The sequence below is a fragment of the Streptomyces sp. NBC_01618 genome (assembly GCF_045209435.1).
GTDB lineage: Bacteria > Actinomycetota > Actinomycetes > Streptomycetales > Streptomycetaceae > Streptomyces.
The window spans coordinates 6,180,951-6,196,441 of the sequence record NZ_CP109297.1 but is presented as its reverse complement, the minus strand read 5'-3'; the positions used below and the strand labels follow the sequence as shown (position 1 = coordinate 6,196,441).

Sequence of the window (15,491 nt, the reverse complement as noted above, 5' to 3'; positions counted from 1 at the left end):
TGGTTCATCGGCTCCGCGCTCCTGCACGATCTGGTGTTGCTGCCGCTGTACGCGTCGGCGGACCTGGTCCTGCGCCGGGCGCTCGGGCCTCGTACCGGGCTGGTCAACTACGTCCGCGTACCGGCCTTCCTCTCCGGCCTGCTCCTGCTGATGTGGTGGCCGCTGATCACCCGGCACGCCATGCGGTACGAGCCGTACAGCGGGCTGTCCCTCGACGTGTTCCTGGGGAACTGGCTGCTGATCACGGGGTTGCTGTTCGCGGGCTCGGCGCTGTTGCTCGTCATCCGTACCGCCCGGTTGCGGCGCAGGGACACGAAGGGACGGCCGTCCGCCTCCCACTGATCGACGGGCTGCCACCTGTACGCCTGCGCGTACCGCAGCAGGGCCGGTGTGCCGAGCCGGGCCCAGGGGAACGGTGAGGCGGTCGCGGGGCCGAAGGCGCCGGTGGCGGCGGCCGCTGTGCCGCGTCCGTCGTCCAGCCGGACCTGGAGTCTCTCGTCGATGTCATGGGGTGTCGTCTCGGCGATGAGCAGACCACCCGGGGCGAGCAGGTTGGCCGTGCGGCGCAGGAGGAGAGGCGGGTTCCCGCCGATGCCGATGTTGCCGTCGAGGAGCAGGGCGGTTCCCCAGCGGCCCTCGCCCGGCAGCGGGTCGAAGACGGAGCGGTGCAGCGCCGCTCCGCCGAGTCGAAGGGTGCGGGCGACGGCGGTCTCGCTGATGTCGATGCCGAGTGCGCGATGGCCGCGGAAGGCGAGCTCGGCGACCAGCCGGCCGGGCCCGCAGCCGATATCCAGAACGGGGCCTTCGCAGCGGCCCAGTGCCGACAGGTCGGCGGCGTCGGCTTTCGCGCACCAGCGTTCGACGTCCAGGGGCAACAGCCGGCCGTCGGTACGGCGGAGGAAGAGCGGTCCGTGACCGTTGCGCAGCGCCTCAGCGTACGGATCGGTGCCCCAGGACGTGGTGCCGCGGTCGGGGGACGGGGGCGCCGTGACCAGCCTGCTGCGGTGAGGGACCAGGTTCACTGGGCCTCCGCCGGGGTCAGCAGGGCGAGCGTCGCGGCGAACCGGCCGTGCGGCGCCGCGGCGGCGACGGCGACGGCGTCCTGTGCGGTGTCCACATCACGCAATTGCGGAAGATCGCGCACGGTCAGCCCGGCGTCGACCAGGCGTCGGCGCTGGACCGCGCCGGTCTCGGGTACGGACATGGGGACGCCGAGCAGGAGTTCCGGGGCGGGGACGGCCAGGCCCAGCGCCCAGAAGCCGCCGTCGTCGGCCGGTCCGAACCAGGCGTCGCAGCCGTCCCAGGCGGCGGGACGGAGCGCGGCGGCCAGGTGGGCGGGGGTGATCTGGGGGGTGTCCATGCCGATGAGGAGAGTCGGGCCGGTACAGCAGGCGAAGGCCGCGGCAAGCCGTTCGTCGAGGCGGCCGGTGCCCTGCGGCAACACCTCGATGCCGGGCGGCAGCCACGGCCCCGGCCGGCCCTCGAGGACGACGGCGCGGCGCCGGGCGGGCAGGGAGCACACGGTCCGCAGAGTGTCACCGAGCGCCGCCTCGGCGAGCCGGGCGGCCTGGGCAGGTGTGAACGGCGGGGTGAGCCGGGTCTTGACCCGGCCCCGCAACGGTTCCTTGGCGATGACCAGCACGGTCGTCGGGCCGGACAAGTCCTCGGCCGCACCGGGGCCGGCCGGGGCGCTCACCGGGACACCCCCGGGCGCACGGTCCCCGGAGCCGTCCCGGCCGGTGGCTGAAGCAGCACCGCGCGCATGTCGCGCACCGCCTGCCAGGTACCCCGCCAGGTGCCGGTGACCTTCGATTTTCCGCTGCGGGGGAGATACGGGACGTCGGTCTCCGTGACCCGCAGCCCGGCGTCCGCCGCGCGGACCACCATCTGCAACGGATAGCCGCTGCGCCGGTCGGTAAGACCGAGCGCCAGCAAATCCGCCCGGCGCCCGGCCCGCATCGGGCCGAGGTCGTTCAGCCGCAAGCCGGTGCGGCGGCGCAGCATCCGGGCCAGCGCGAAATTGCCGGCGCGGGCGTGCAGCGGCCAGGCACCGCGGCCCTCGGGGCAGCGGCGGCCGAGCAGCAGGTCGGTCTCGCCGTCGGCGATCCGGCGTACGAAGGCGGGGAGCAGGCCGGGGTCCAGCGAGCCGTCGCAGTCACAGAAGCAGACGAACTCCGCCTCGGCGGCGAGCAGTCCGGCATGGCAGGCGGCGCCGAAGCCGCGTCGCGGCTCGTGCACGACGGTGGCGCCGAGCGAGCGGGCCAGTTCGGCCGACCCGTCGGTGGAGCCGTTGTCGACGACGATCGCGCGCCAGCCGTCCGGGACGGCGTCCAGCACCCGGGGCAGGGCCGCGGCCTCGTCCAAACAGGGCAGGACGACGTCGGCACGCGGGGTGGGGATATGGGCGGACGAAGGGCCCGCCAGGGGGGAATCGGTCACGCCGCTCACCCTACGGAGCAGAAACCGACATTCCGGGCTCCATTTTCTTACGAAAAATGGACGTCGGCCTGATAGCAGCGGATGGGGGCCGTGCGTGCCTCACATGCATGCCAGGGTGGCGGGATGGAGAACATCCCGGACGGTTCAGGCCCGATCATCTTCCGGTGCTTGGGCGCATCCCCCGCAACGGGGCCGTCGCAAACTCCGCCATTCCCGTGGCGAACCCTTCCTGCGGTTTCCAGCCCAGCTCGTCTCGCAGTCGTCGTGAGTCCGCAGTGACATGGCGTACATCACCGAGCCGGTATTCGCCGGTGACCTCAGGAGCAGGGCCACCGTGTGCCGAAGCCAGTGCCGAGGCCATCTCGCCGATGGTGCGGGGATCCCCGCTCCCTGTGTTGTAGACAGCAAAACTGCCCGGCCGGTTTCCTTTGACGGCCTCCAGTGCCAATGCGTTCGCGGCCGCCACATCCCTTACGTGGACGAAATCCCTCCGCTGGCAGCCGTCTTCAAAGACCTGGGGGGCCTCTCCATGGGCCAGAGCCGACCGAAAGAAAGAGGCGACACCGGCGTACGGTGTGTCGCGCGGCATCCCCGGTCCGTACACATTGTGGTAACGCAACGACACCGCGAACCCGCCCGTCGCGCGCGCCCAGGCCGCGGTGAGATGTTCCTGGGCGAGCTTGGTGGCCGCGTACACATTACGCGGGTCCGTGGGCGCTTCCTCGGTGACCAGGCCAGGTGCCAACTCCGCACCACAGCATGGACAGTGTGGCTCGAACCGGCCCGCGTCCAGGTCAGCCACCGTCCTCGGTCCCGGCCGGACCGTGCCGTGGCGGGGACAGTCGTAACGTCCCTCCCCGTAGACCACCATCGAACCGGCCAGGACCAGGCTCCGCACACCCGCCCCGGCCATCGCCGCAAGCAGCACCGCCGTCCCGAGATCATTGCACCCGACATACTCGGGCGCGTCCGCGAAGTCACTTCCCAAGCCGACCATCGCTGCCTGATGACACACGGCGTCGATGCCCCGTAGGGCCCTGCCCACCGCCTCCCGATCGCGAACGTCCGCGATGATTCGCTCGGCGTCGCAGCCTGCGGGGTCTACTGCCGCACCATGCACCGAAGACAGCAGTGCGTCGAACACGACTGACTGATGCCCGGCCGATCTGAGGGTATGGACGATCTGCGACCCGATAAATCCGGCTCCACCGGTAACCAGTACGCGCATGGCGGCCACGCTAGGCCGCCGGCGAGTCACATGGCCGGTTCCCGCGCGGCGCGTCACGGGATCGTAAGAGATGTCCTACGGGCGTCTGCCGACGAAACGAACGCGAACTCGTCACTGGACCGACGCAGCAGTCATCACCTGCGACCCAAACCACCTGACACCCCATCGGAACGAGTGCCGAATGGGCGTCACGAGCGTCATTTCAGCGTCAAGATATCGCCCGTAACGCCCACGACGCACGTCGTGCGCACGCGCAAAACCGCAGGTCAGGAGCATGTGCAGGGTGTCCATGAGGCATTCCCCTCAGTTGGGGAGCACCCGCGGTGCCGGCGCGCGCGGCGCGGCCCTCAGGCCCGGAGGTCGCCGAGCCAGCGCAGGGCGCTCAGGCCCGGCAGGAAGCAGTACTCGCCGCCGCGGGTGACGACGAACCGCGGCAGGGGCGCAAGGCGTCGTCGCACCGGCCGTCGGGGAATCGTGAAGCCGGTGACGCCGTCGTGCGATCCGGTGACGGGGTCTTTGGCGTTGCCCGAGCCGAAGAAGACGCCGTCGTTCATCCATTGCGACTGGACGAACTCGAACTGCCGGCCGAGATGGGCTCCGATGAACGCGAACATCAGGCCGCGGTCGGCCCCGTCGTCCTCCAGAACTCCCTCGGGCAGCGGCGGACCGTAGGCGGCGCCGCGTCTGATCATGCGGTGCAGACGTACCTCTCCCGCCACCGAGGCGTCGCGGGGGTTGGCCCGGCGGATGTGGCAGCCGCCGGGCGTGATGAATCCCGCCGGATCGTCGCGCTCGTACAGGAAGGTGTTGCGGCGGTGCGGGTCGGCACCGAGAGCGGGGTCGTCATGCTGCGGACTGAGCGCCAGGGGAGCTCCGCTGCGCCAGCGTCCCATGATCTTGGCCGCGAGCAGTTCCTCGTCGTCGGGGCCGGTGGCGTTGTCCCGCAGATAGCGCCGGAACGCTGCGACGTCCTGGTGGAGCTTACGGAAGACCGCGTAGCTGCCGTTGCGCCCGAGCTCCTCCGGCTGCGGGGTCTGGCTACCGCCGATCTCGTCCCGACAGCCGAGCACGAACTCCCCGGCCTTCAATGGCACCTCCAGTTGGTTGGACCCGGGGATGCCGCTTCCTTCGACGGCCGGATGGCTGACGCCGTCGCGATAGCCGAAGTGCTCGGTCTCGGTGGGCAGCGCGTAACAGTCCTGCCGCCAGATCGCGGTCACACCGGCGAGGCCCTCGTACGCGGGCCGGGCCCGATCGACGGCCGCCTCCAACCGCGGGACGTCGGGCGCGACCGCCGCGAGCACCACATGGACATCCGGCGTGCCCAGCGGCGCTTCCCAGCTCTCGGGGCTGCTCTCGCCGACATCGCCCAGCGCTGTGGCCCGGGCGGCCATCCCCTGCCGGAATTCCCAGGCGAACGAGTCCAGTGACCCGCGCGGCACGCCCAGCGCCTCCAGACCGTGACAGGTGACGGCGACACTGACCCATGTGTCCCCCAGGGGGCTGACTGGGTCGGCGGCAGAGGTCACCACCGCGCTCGCGCGCCGCATCAGTTCCCGACCGTCGGCCCGGTCATCGACGCGGAACACAAGATATGTCGCCGCGTAGGGAGTCGGCCGCGGGCTGAGAACCCCGCGCTGGATGTCGTCGAGTTCCAACACGATTCGCGTGGGCTCGCTCACGGTCCACCTCCCTGCGGCGCTACTTCGAGACGAGGTTCCGCCAGAAGTTCCTGAGACTCTCGTCGCCTCCGAACAGCGAACTGAAGATCGTGGAGTCCGCCAGCAGTACATCGCCGGCCCGCTCACCGCTCGGCGGCATCCACAGGAACATGTTGAACTCGGTATTGCCGGCATCAGTGAACGGATGCGGCCTGGAGGTGTCGATCGGTTGCCTTGCCAGGACATGGATGGCATCCGGCTCGTCGGTCGTCACGGCGTAGTGCGGCAGATGCATGTGGAAATTGAAGTTCGTCACCCCCTCCAGCCACCCTTTGGCGTCCAGGTCCCCGATCGTGGACAGCGGGGCGATCTTGTTCTTCTCCCGCACCGCGGGGCGCAGGCCGTAGCGGTTCTCGACCGGCACCGCGAGGCCGTGCATCAGGCCCCGGACGTAGGTGGCGAATCGCTGCTGGCGGGGGACCAAGGGGTCGCCGTGATGGTGGTACTCCACGTCCCGCGCGGCCAGATCGTCCGATGCCCCGACGTCATGGTGGGGTCCCAGGACCAGACAGGCGTCCTCTCGGCTGAGGAAGGCCCGCAGTGCCTCGACCTCCTCGGGCTGGGCCTCCTGCCCGGTGACCATGTGGTCAAGGCCGAAGACGAAAAGGGTGTCGGTGTCGGCCAGTACGCGCTCGTCGAGCGGGGTCCGGAATCCGGCCTGGTCGATGCGCTGATACACCGGGACGGGGTGCCCGGTGACCTCCTCGACGAACTCCTGGAACGGCACCCAGGCCCAGAAGAACAATTCCAGTGAGCCGGCGATGCCCTGCTGGAACTGCATCGGGTCGGACCACTTCGGGTCCTCGTAGGCAGGCCACGCCACCCGTCTGACCTCCGTCAGCGTGGAGAACCGGTTGTCCAGCTCAGCCGGATTCCTGCCCGCCTCGGCCGGATAGCTCCACGAGACGTAGATGCTCACCCGTCGCCGACCAGGGGTGCGTTCGCGCGGGATGTGGTTCTGGTTGTAGGTGCGCGCGGTCCTGACCTCGCTCATCTCGTCTCCGATCCGCAATGGGACAAGCACACGACAGCCCGCTCTCACTGCAACTGGTCGAGCATCTCCGACAGGGCACCCTTGATCCGCAGAGCCTTCTTGATCTCATCAGCGGACACGTACGGGTACTCCCCGTACTCGATGAAGCTCGGACAGTGGTGTTCGCGCACAAACCTGCCGAATGCCTCAGGGTTGGTCCGCCAGTCCTCGGGGAATCCTTCGAGATTCTCGAAGGCCGTGTTCACCCCCGCCTTGCCGAAAAGCGCGATGGCGTCCTCGGTGTACTTGTCGAAGTCGGTGTCGAAGATCCCCTGATACATGAAGCGCGTGTCGTCGTCAAAGAGCACCCAGCGCAGGTAGTGCAACTTCAGTGGCGCGAGAAGGTGGGGGTCTTCCTCCAAAGCCTTGGCCAAGGCATAGCCATACTCGCGCATCGCGTCGGCGCGGCCGAGCTTGACCTTGGCGACGATGGTGAACCCATAGCACGCCGGTGTCTTCGGAAAAATGGGGCCGTATTTCCCCTGCTCGAATTGGGCGGTGTCCTTGGGGATGATCGCCGCCTGCGGCTTGATCTCCATGTCCGCTCCTGCCGCCATCTACTGGCCGGAAACAAATCCCTCTCATATTCCCACGGACCACATCCACCCGCCTCGGGAGCAGCAAGGAGGAGGAGAGCCAGGGCGGTCCGTCGGCCCGTGGTTCACCGGTCGGTGACCACGATCTCGCGTTTGAGGATCTCGCCGGTGGGGCCCTTGGGGAGCTCGGCTGTGGAGGTGACGATCCGGGGGTACTTGTAGGCGGCCACCCGGTCCTTGACGTGGTCGCGGATCTCCTCGGCCGTGGCATGGGCACCGGGCCGGACCGTGATCAACGCCGCGATCTCCTCTCCGTGGACCGGATGCGGCACGCCGACGACCGCGGCCTCGGCGACGGCTGGGTGCTCGTCCAGCACCTCCTCGACCTCGCGCGGGTAGACATTTGTAGCCGCCGCGGATGATCAGGTCCTTCTTGCGGTCGACGATGAGTAGAAGCCGTCCTCGTCGACACGGGCCAGATCACCGCTGCGGAACCATCCGTCGCTGATCGCTTCCTCTGTGGCCTCCGGGCGGTTCCAATAGCCGGTCATCACGTTCTCGCCACGGATCGCGATCTCCCCGACCTCGCCCGGGGGCACCTCGGCGCCGCCCTCGGCCACGAGCCTCATCGCGCAGGTCTGGCCGAAAGCGTGGCAGAGGGGCAGACCGCCGAAGAGCACGTCGTCAGGTCCGACCTGAAGCAGCGTCTCGGCCGTGGTCGCGGTGTTGGTGGCCAGGTTCCGGTGTGACAGTTCGGCGCCCTTCGGCGTCCCGGTGGTGGCCGAGATGTAGAGGATCAGGGCCTGGTCGTCATCGGTCCGGTCGACGATGCCGGGCAGAGGCGGTCCAGCTGACAGCGCGGGCCGAGGGATGCTCTTCCACCCACCTGCACACCCGAGCCATACAGCCTGACCCACGAGCATCGAACTCGGGACCACTCAGAAGGCAATTGTGGTGCCGTCCTACCCACAGTGCGGGCAGCAAGAAGAACAAACCGTCAACTCCGACGGCCACGCCATCGCCTTCGTGACAGGAACACCGAGCGTCACCTGAGCGTCAAGAATCCACAGCGACGCCCTGGCACCGTGACCGGTACGGTCGCCGGCTCAACCTGAACATGCAGGTCAGGACATCTCCACAGCGGAGGCTGTCCGCTCGACCCGTTGCCTGCCCAAAAACAGGTCAAGCGGCCCACCGTCCGCCGCGAAACCGCAGGTCAGGAGCCCTTCGCGGTCGGCTCGAGAATAGCCACGCACTCCACGTGCGAGGTCATCGGAAACACGTCACCCTGGAGGCGGGCACTGAAACAGCAGGTCGGAGGTTGCGTTCCGGCCCCGATGAGGGCCGTCGGACACGCGGAGCGTCAAACGAGCGTCACAGCCGACCGACGGGCCGTGCGTCGCTCGGCAGGGGATTCCTCACCGGGCCGACGAACGTACTCGTCCGCCGGCCGATCAGTGGCTCACGGCCCAAGGGGCGTACCGCCCTCGGTCGCATCACGGACCCGTACCCCGGGTGAGGTGGCTACGCGCCGAACGCCGAGTCCATCTCCAGCCTGAGGTCGCTTCCCGCGGGGACGATCCGGACGTACAGACCTGTGAGCCTTCCGGCAAGCTCGGCGTTCAGACCACCGCGTCCGATGGCGCTGCGGACCTGGTGGCGCGGAACGGCGACGACGGCCCGCTGCCGGTCTATGAGTATGCCCGTCGGCTCCGCGTAGACGAGCGCGTTCACGAGGAGGGTGCGCTGATCGCCGGAATGGGCGATGACCTCGAACTTCTCCTTGGTCTTCCCCCCTGACAGCAGGTGCTGGGCACCCCTGATCCGCTCGGCGTCCCTTCCTACGAATGCTCCCCTGACGCTGGAGGCCGGCCTGGTGGGTGCGGCGGCGATCTTCGTCAGTGCTCCCGCGACCCGGGCGATCCGGGTGATCACGACATCGCCGGTCGTCAGCTCGGGCACGAACCCGACCAGAACGCGCTCCACCAGGTCCGGGGAGGTGAGGGAGAGAACGAGGGCTCCGTCCCACGGCTCGAGGACCAGCGCGACGACGTGGTCACCCTTCGTCAGACGTGAGAAGGGCTGGTCCCTGGGGGACTCCCGGAATTCCTGCGTCGGCAGGACCGCTTGGTGCACCTGCCCGGTGACGGGATGGTGGACGGTGCATCGGTACGCTTCCGGCGTCCGGCCGGTGACCCGCGCGGTCACCGCCATACCGGGTGCCGGGACGCGGTCACCGGAGTCGTTCAGGATGAATGCGGCCGCCTCGTCCGGCGTCAGGCGCAGGGTGTCCGCGACGAGTCGCACCAACCCGACCTTGCTCGGATAACAGTGCTTGCACGAGACCTGCCCCTGAGAGGTGACCTTCAGGACGGCGTCCCCGTGGTCGCCCCGGTCACGGGGGCACGTCCACACCACCCCGTCCTCCGAAGCGACGCCGAGTCGGCGCAGCAGCACGGCGGGGTCCGCCGCATTCGCCTCCGCGATACGCCGGTTGAGCGGCGACAACGCGGGCACCGGCATCACCTCGGTCGTCTCCCTGCCCTTCACGGCCTCCTTGCGGAACCGGTCCGCCGCCTTCCTGATCAGCTCCAGGTCGACGCCCTGACCCTCGGTCGACTTGCCCACCGGAGGCGGCTCGGTTCCGGTGGACAGGACCGGCAGGCGCCACTCGGTGTCCCCCCTGGTCCGCAGAGCCGCGACCCTGGCCAGCATGGTCAGGGCAGCCGCCGCCGAGTCCGGCGGAACCATGCGCAGCCGTGCCGCGTAACGCACCGTCCGCAGGGTGGTCTCGTCCAGCCGCGCGGCCGGGTCGACGGCGAAGGGCACGGTGGGCATGCCGTCCGTGGGTGGTCCGCCCGCCTGGGCCCAGGGCAGGTGCGCGTCCGGCCGTGCCACGTCACCGATGTGCTCCGTGAAGAGCTGGAGGCCGGCCATGTCCAGCGTGCTGCCATCGGCGTGGGCGTCCACCCACCGGTGGGTGAATCCGACCATCGCGGTGTAGACCGGCAGGGCGGCCGCCGGTCCCGGTGGAGCGATGAAGAGGATCCTCGTGGCCACGTCACTCGGTGACAGACCGCCCGCCCGCAGCGCGTCCGCCGTCTTCGGGTTCGCTTCCGCCCCGGCATCCCACGGAATCAGCACTTCCTTCGCCGCCATGCCGGGCGGCACCGGCGGTGAGTGGGTGGTCCGGATCGCGAGGTCGTACTGCGGTGGCGCGACGGCGGGCGCGTCCGGCAGCGGAACGCCCAGTCGGCGCATGACCCGCTCGTCCACCCAGCTGAGAGCGCGTTGACCGGTGTCGATGTGGTCCTGGCCGTCCGGGTGGGGCAGCCAGGCGAGGAAGCTGGGCGCGGTGCCGCTCAACTCGGCCAGGCGGCTGGAAACCGCGCGGGTGGTCCGTAGGAGTTCGGGCGGCGGGATCGCTCCGAGGAGGATCCGGCGCGTCCCTTCGGCGAAGTCGAACTGCCACTGCTGGGGTGGCCGGTCGATGTCGCCGACCCGGTGGAGCAGGCCGCTCAGGAAAACCTCCGCGAGGTGTCCCGAGTCCACCGAGGCGCCCAGTGCCTGCCGGACGAGTTGCATCGCGGGTACGGGCAGTGGCGCGACCGCCGCCAGGTGCACCGCGACCCGGTACGCCTCCGTCGACGCGAAGGAGCGGAACCGCAGTACCTCGGCGTACGGCTCCTGAGGAGTACGGGGTCGTGCGGCGCTCGGCGCGTCGGACGGGATGCGCCGGGGGGCGGGCCCCAGCAGCGGGAGCAGCGCAGTGGTGCCCGCCGAGCCGACCAGACGGGTCCAGGCCGTCACCGCGTCGGGGGTGGGGGTGAGGACGGGGACGGGTGTGCCGTTGAACGGCCGCAGGTCGGGTGGCAGTACGGGATCCGTGATGCCCCACGTCGCGTTGGCCGCCGCCTGGCGGCGCGTGGTCACCTGCCAGTGCTCCGCCCGGATTCCGGTGCCGGCCCACATCCGACGGGGGAGGGTGTGCAGCACGGCGACCGGGCTCACCTTCGCCAGCCGGTCGAGCAGATGGTGCATACGGCCGTCCTGCCACGCCCGGCCCACTCCGTCGCTGACCACGATCAGCAGCGTGCGGCCCGAAGGGTCTGCGACGGCGGTGGGCGGGAGCGTCGCAGGAGCCGTGCCGAACGGGCGGTGGCCCAGCAGCGGCCCGTCCGGGCTCCGGGTGTCCAAGCTGAAGGTGTGGACGACGCCGAACGCACCGCTGCGTTCCATGAGGAGTCGTACCTCGGTGGCGAGGCGCTGCCAGGGCAGCATGGACACTCCGTCGTCCACGAGGATCGCGAGATCCAGCCCATGCCGGCCGGCCGGCCGCAGCACGACATCGGGCAGCCCGGTCTCGGCCATGGCTGCCACGGTTCGGGGAATGTCCAGCTCGCGTCGGCGCGGATCCGGCCGGGGCATACGGAGCGGGCGCAGCGCACGCCCGAGGGCGAGTTCCGCCGCGCCGAGGGCCTTCTCACCAGGAGGCCGGACCGATACGGCCGGGGCTCCCGGGGGCACGGTGAACGTCCGATCGGGCTCCGGAGCGGGAGCCGCGCCGCCCCGCAGGGCGCCTCGACCGCGCCGGGGCCGCCGGAACGCGCTGGCCGGGCGGGCGTACGGGGCCCGACCGCCGGCAGCCGTCGGCCCCGTCGATTCACCCTCGTCGCCTTCCTCGGGGCCGTCGTCCGGCAGTGTCCCGGACGCCTGTGCCGGCGCACCCGCGGGGGCCGACGGCAGCCGGGTGGCCAGCCAGAGGGCGTCGAGGAACTCCTCGCTCGACAGATCTGCTCCGCAGTCGGCCAGGGCGTTCCGCACCCGCTCGAACATGCTCGGCTACACCGTCCCGCTGAGGCGGTGCAGTACGGCGTCCAGTAGACCTTCGGAATCCAGGCCGACACCGCCGAGGCGCAGGAAGACGGCGTTGAGCAACTGGTCGGTGGCCAGCTCGCCACTCGCGCGCCGGGCCAGGAAAGCGCGCACGAGCTCATCGACCTCTTCGAGCCCCTCGTCCTCCGGCCCGTCGCCACCCAGATGGGCCCGTACGATCGCCCGCAGTCGTTCCTCGTCCGGCTCGGGCAGGTCGAGACGGACACAACGGCGCAGGAACGCCGGGGGGAAGTCCCGTTCGCCGTTGCTGGTGATGACGACGACCGGGAACTCCTCACACCGTACCCAGCCGCGCTCGACGTCCGCCCGGCCTCCCGGATCCCCCGTCACCACCCGGACCCGGTCCTGCTCCCTGGTCAGCCGGGCCAGCTCGGGGATCTCGAACTCGCCGTCCTCGAAGATCGTCAGCAGGTCGTTGGGCAGATCGATGTCCCCCTTGTCGAGTTCGTCGATCAGCAGAACCCGCGGTCGGGTCCCCGGGAGCAGAGCCGTCCCCAGCGGTCCCAGGCGGATGTAGGAGCCCATGTCCGGCTCCCCGGGCGCCGTGTCCTGCTCGCCGTGCCGGTCACGCCGCAAGCTCGCCTCGCGCAACCTGCCGATAGCGTCATAGTGGTAGAGGCCGTCCTGCAGCGTGGTCCGGCTGTTGACCGGCCAGTGCAGCACCCGCCCCAGACCCAGCTCGTGGGCGACCGCGTGCGCCATCGACGACTTGCCGGTCCCTGGTTGCCCCGTGACAAGGAGGGGCCGCCGCAGCATCAGGGCCGCGCTGACCACGTCCGCCTCGTCGGACCCGATGAGATACGGGCGCTCGCGGCGTCGTCCTGCCCCTGGCGCGACACCGCCGAACCGGCGCCACGGCGGTGCCGCCGGGAGATTCGCCTCGCGTACCCGGCCGTCGCCCCGGAACAGCCGCCAATCGTCTCCGAGGTCCTTCGCAGTCACCTGGCAGCCATCCTTCCGGAGTTCGTCACAGCGTCGGGGGGGTCGTTGTAGGCGGGCGGCGTGGGGAGGACCATGCCTGGGTCGTCCCATACCACGGCGGGGCGTGCGGCGTCCGTCCTGGACTCGTCGTAGTACACGTCCTGCCGGAAGCTTCGGACCGCCTCCGGCAGATCGGACAACGCCACGCCGCCGACGATGCTGTCGAGCCGCTGCGCGTGTTCCACGTCCGTGGCCTCACGGTCCCAGAGCACCACGGGAACACCTAGCGCCACGCAGAGTTTCAAGAGGTCCTCGCGGAAATCCCGCCCACCGTGCAGAACGACCCATGACGCGTCGCGGTGTTCGTCCCGCAGCGCGCGATAGACCACGCGCAGTTTGGTGCCGTCCTTGATGACGAGAGGGTCTGTGCGCCCGGCTGCCCAACGCCGCTCGATGTTGTCACGCCGGTCTTTCTCACTTTCCGTGTCCGGGTAGAACTCGCGCAGTCGCAACGTCACCTGGTATTCCGCCCCCAGCACCAGGCCACAGTCCTGGGCAGCCGAGATCCCGAACCTGGCGAACTCTTCCTGCCCGGTGGACGCTGTCCAGCCGTCGACCGGCATATGGAGATGCTGCGCTCCGACCACCACGTCGATCCGGGGAAAGGGCTCATCCCCCCCGTCGCCCTGTTCTCCGGCCAGTCCGTGGATCAACCGTCCTATCTCCTCCGCGGTATACGATCCGGCCGAAATGCCCGTCGCCTCTGGCGCCCGGCCCTCACGCACCCGCCAGAAGTGGCAGAAGTAGGGCTCGCAGACCGCGTCGTTGCGGGACAGGTCGACGACGATCCGCGTCACCGACCGACGCCGAGACCTGACCCACTGCGAGGCCTGCGCACGGTATTCGGCCAAGAGGGACGGGTCGCGGCCCAGACGCCGGCCGACGTCGTCGCACCAGGCGTCCAGTTTGCCCCTGATCGCCTTGTCGGTGACGGCGGCAGTCAGAAGGACGGCCAGCCGGAGCAACGGCGGCATCATGTCCGCGCCGACCCGGTCGAGATCGTCGACCGCCGCCGCCAAGCGCTCCTCCGGCACAGCACCGTCGCGGACCCATTCGGGCAGACGGTCGGCCAGCAGCAGTACGTGGCGGGCGGCCTGGCAAAGGAGGCGGGGGTGGGCGGTGTTGACGGGTGTCAACAGCTCGAGAAGCCTCCGGTGCTCCCTGACGGACAGGAGGCGGACGCCCTCCGCCTCCAGTCCGTACGCCACCAGTCGCTTGAGTGTCGTCCGGCGTCTGTCGTCCACCTTCTCCGTGAGCAACTCGTCCAGGGTGGCGAGTGCGCGTCCTTCACTGAACAGGAGGACTGCCAGTTCTTCTTCCAGCTGGAGAACGGCCGTGGCCGACTCCTCGGCGGTCATTTGCAAGCCGAGTTTCCTCGCCAGCCGGTCCGCTTGGTATTTCAGTTGTTCCTCGCTGTCGAACAACTCCTGCAGACGGTCGACCGCGCCGTCCGGTACGTTGCCCGTGTCGGTGAGGGGGTCGGACAGAGCGTTGATCACGTCGTGCGCTTCCGCTCGAACGAGCTCGTCGTGGATATGCTGCCACGGCACCGTCAGGGTGCGCCGCATCACCTGTCTGTCCGACGACAGTCTCTCGTTCACGACGTGGTGGGTCACCAGTCCCACGGCCACCGTGAGATCGCGCTGCCTGAACAGCGGACCGCCGCTGTAACCGTGCTGGATGGAGGCGCCGCTGAGGTCGGCGTCGGCGTAGTAGTACCAGTCATCGGCGGCTTTGATCTCGGTGTCGGCAAAGGTGCCGGGGTCACCACCACCGTGGTACGCCCGCACCTTGAGCCACTCCGTCATGTCCTGCCACACCACGGCGGGCATCGAGGGCGCGGCGGGCTCATCGAGCTCCAGCACCGCCAAGTCGCCTTCCCCCCAATTGCTCCTGGGACTCCGGCGAGGAGGTACCCACACCACCGGCCGAGCCGTACTCCGGTGGCATTGCGTGCCCTGACGCAGCACGACGTCGAGACGCGCGGAACGCGTCGGTGGTTCGGTGTCCGTCTGCGTTTTGCCCAGTGCCTCGGTGACCACGTGCGCGCAGGTCAGAACGTAGCGCGGGGAGAGCAGTGCCCCGGCACCGGCAGCGGACGACGCTCCGGCCTTCAACACCGATACCAGCGTCGGCCTGTTGTCTCCCGACCGGCGGAACCACCCCATCCGTCAGTTCCCCCGGGCGTCGCCGGCGTCCCAGGTGGCCGAAACCGTCATCGTGGCATGGCCGTTTGCGCCCACGATGCCCAATTTGAGGTCCTGCCCCACCTGGACTCCGAACGTGACCGAAAGTTGCTGAGGCGGCTCGGGAACGCTGGTGACCGAACGGTGTACCTCCTCCAGCAACGGCCCCAACGGGCTGAGCATGAGCCGCAGCCCTTCTGTAGCAACCACCGCGGCGCGACCGCGCCGGGCGGACACGGGCGTCACCGTGCCGAAACCCTCCGGCAGATCCAACCGGTGTTCATCGTCCTCGACCGGGCCGGCATCCGAAGCAGGCTCCCCCACATCGGACAACTCCAGCCGCAGAACCGCTCCTGCTAACTCGACTTCAAGCGAATCAGGCATGAACACATCTTGTCCGACAGCCAGGTCATGCGGCTAGGCAATGCCACAACAGTCCACGGCGGCCTGCGTGGAGCGGGTACGAGAGGT

11 protein-coding genes and 1 pseudogene are annotated in these 15,491 nt (G+C 69.5%); all 12 read right to left on the bottom strand.

Going from position 1 to position 15,491, the window contains the following annotated elements; translation table 11 throughout:
* Nucleotides 1–107: 107 nt before the first annotated feature.
* Nucleotides 108–995 (bottom strand): class I SAM-dependent methyltransferase, encoded by an 888-nt coding sequence (locus tag OH735_RS28690; RefSeq protein ID WP_406386786.1) that lies wholly within the window; start codon nt 993–995, stop codon nt 108–110.
* A gap of 23 nt (nt 996–1,018) precedes the next feature.
* Nucleotides 1,019–1,696 carry a DUF2064 domain-containing protein gene (locus OH735_RS28685; RefSeq protein WP_406384511.1) on the bottom strand — a complete coding sequence of 226 codons (678 nt, stop codon included), beginning with the start codon at nt 1,694–1,696 and terminating at the stop codon, nt 1,019–1,021.
* Nucleotides 1,693–2,439: a glycosyltransferase family 2 protein gene (locus tag OH735_RS28680; protein WP_406384510.1), complete on the bottom strand. Its 747-nt coding sequence runs from the start codon at nt 2,437–2,439 to the stop codon at nt 1,693–1,695. The genes OH735_RS28685 and OH735_RS28680 overlap by 4 nt, the downstream gene beginning before the upstream one ends.
* Before the next feature lie 154 nt (nt 2,440–2,593).
* Nucleotides 2,594–3,667: an NAD-dependent epimerase/dehydratase family protein gene (locus OH735_RS28675; protein WP_406384509.1), complete on the bottom strand. Its 1,074-nt coding sequence runs from the start codon at nt 3,665–3,667 to the stop codon at nt 2,594–2,596.
* A 347-nt stretch (nt 3,668–4,014) separates the two neighbouring features.
* Nucleotides 4,015–5,349, bottom strand: coding sequence for a Dyp-type peroxidase (locus OH735_RS28670; RefSeq protein WP_406384508.1), 1,335 nt, complete (start codon nt 5,347–5,349; stop codon nt 4,015–4,017).
* Between the two features lie 19 nt (nt 5,350–5,368).
* On the bottom strand, nt 5,369–6,382 hold the full coding sequence (locus OH735_RS28665) for a hypothetical protein (protein ID WP_406384507.1): 1,014 nt from the start codon (nt 6,380–6,382) through the stop codon (nt 5,369–5,371).
* Between the two features lie 44 nt (nt 6,383–6,426).
* Nucleotides 6,427–6,960, bottom strand: coding sequence for a hypothetical protein (locus OH735_RS28660; RefSeq protein ID WP_406384506.1), 534 nt, complete (start codon nt 6,958–6,960; stop codon nt 6,427–6,429).
* Nucleotides 6,961–7,082: 122 nt separating this feature from the next.
* Nucleotides 7,083–7,799: pseudogene (locus OH735_RS28655) on the bottom strand (AMP-binding protein); the annotation flags it as partial.
* Between the two features lie 682 nt (nt 7,800–8,481).
* Nucleotides 8,482–11,793, bottom strand: a complete 3,312-nt coding sequence (locus OH735_RS28650; RefSeq protein WP_406384505.1) for an SAV_2336 N-terminal domain-related protein — start codon at nt 11,791–11,793, stop codon at nt 8,482–8,484.
* Nucleotides 11,794–11,799: 6 nt separating this feature from the next.
* The gene (locus OH735_RS28645) at nt 11,800–12,795 is read right to left on the bottom strand and encodes an AAA family ATPase (RefSeq protein WP_406384504.1); all 996 of its coding nucleotides are present in this window, start codon (nt 12,793–12,795) and stop codon (nt 11,800–11,802) included.
* A complete protein-coding gene (locus OH735_RS28640) occupies nt 12,792–15,002 on the bottom strand; it encodes a trypsin-like peptidase domain-containing protein (protein WP_406384503.1) in 2,211 nt (736 codons plus the stop codon). The genes OH735_RS28645 and OH735_RS28640 overlap by 4 nt, the downstream gene beginning before the upstream one ends.
* A 3-nt stretch (nt 15,003–15,005) precedes the next feature.
* Nucleotides 15,006–15,404, bottom strand: coding sequence for a CU044_2847 family protein (locus tag OH735_RS28635; RefSeq protein ID WP_406384502.1), 399 nt, complete (start codon nt 15,402–15,404; stop codon nt 15,006–15,008).
* Nucleotides 15,405–15,491 lie beyond the last annotated feature (87 nt).

Coding starts and splice junctions, on each gene's coding strand:
- OH735_RS28635 (WP_406384502.1), bottom strand. CDS start 15,404: ATGCCTGATTCGCTTGAAGTCGAGTTAGCAGGAGCGGTTCTGCGGCTG.
- OH735_RS28640 (WP_406384503.1), bottom strand. CDS start 15,002: ATGGGGTGGTTCCGCCGGTCGGGAGACAACAGGCCGACGCTGGTATCG.
- OH735_RS28665 (WP_406384507.1), bottom strand. CDS start 6,382: ATGAGCGAGGTCAGGACCGCGCGCACCTACAACCAGAACCACATCCCG.
- OH735_RS28675 (WP_406384509.1), bottom strand. CDS start 3,667: ATGCGCGTACTGGTTACCGGTGGAGCCGGATTTATCGGGTCGCAGATC.
- OH735_RS28650 (WP_406384505.1), bottom strand. CDS start 11,793: ATGTTCGAGCGGGTGCGGAACGCCCTGGCCGACTGCGGAGCAGATCTG.
- OH735_RS28660 (WP_406384506.1), bottom strand. CDS start 6,960: ATGGAGATCAAGCCGCAGGCGGCGATCATCCCCAAGGACACCGCCCAA.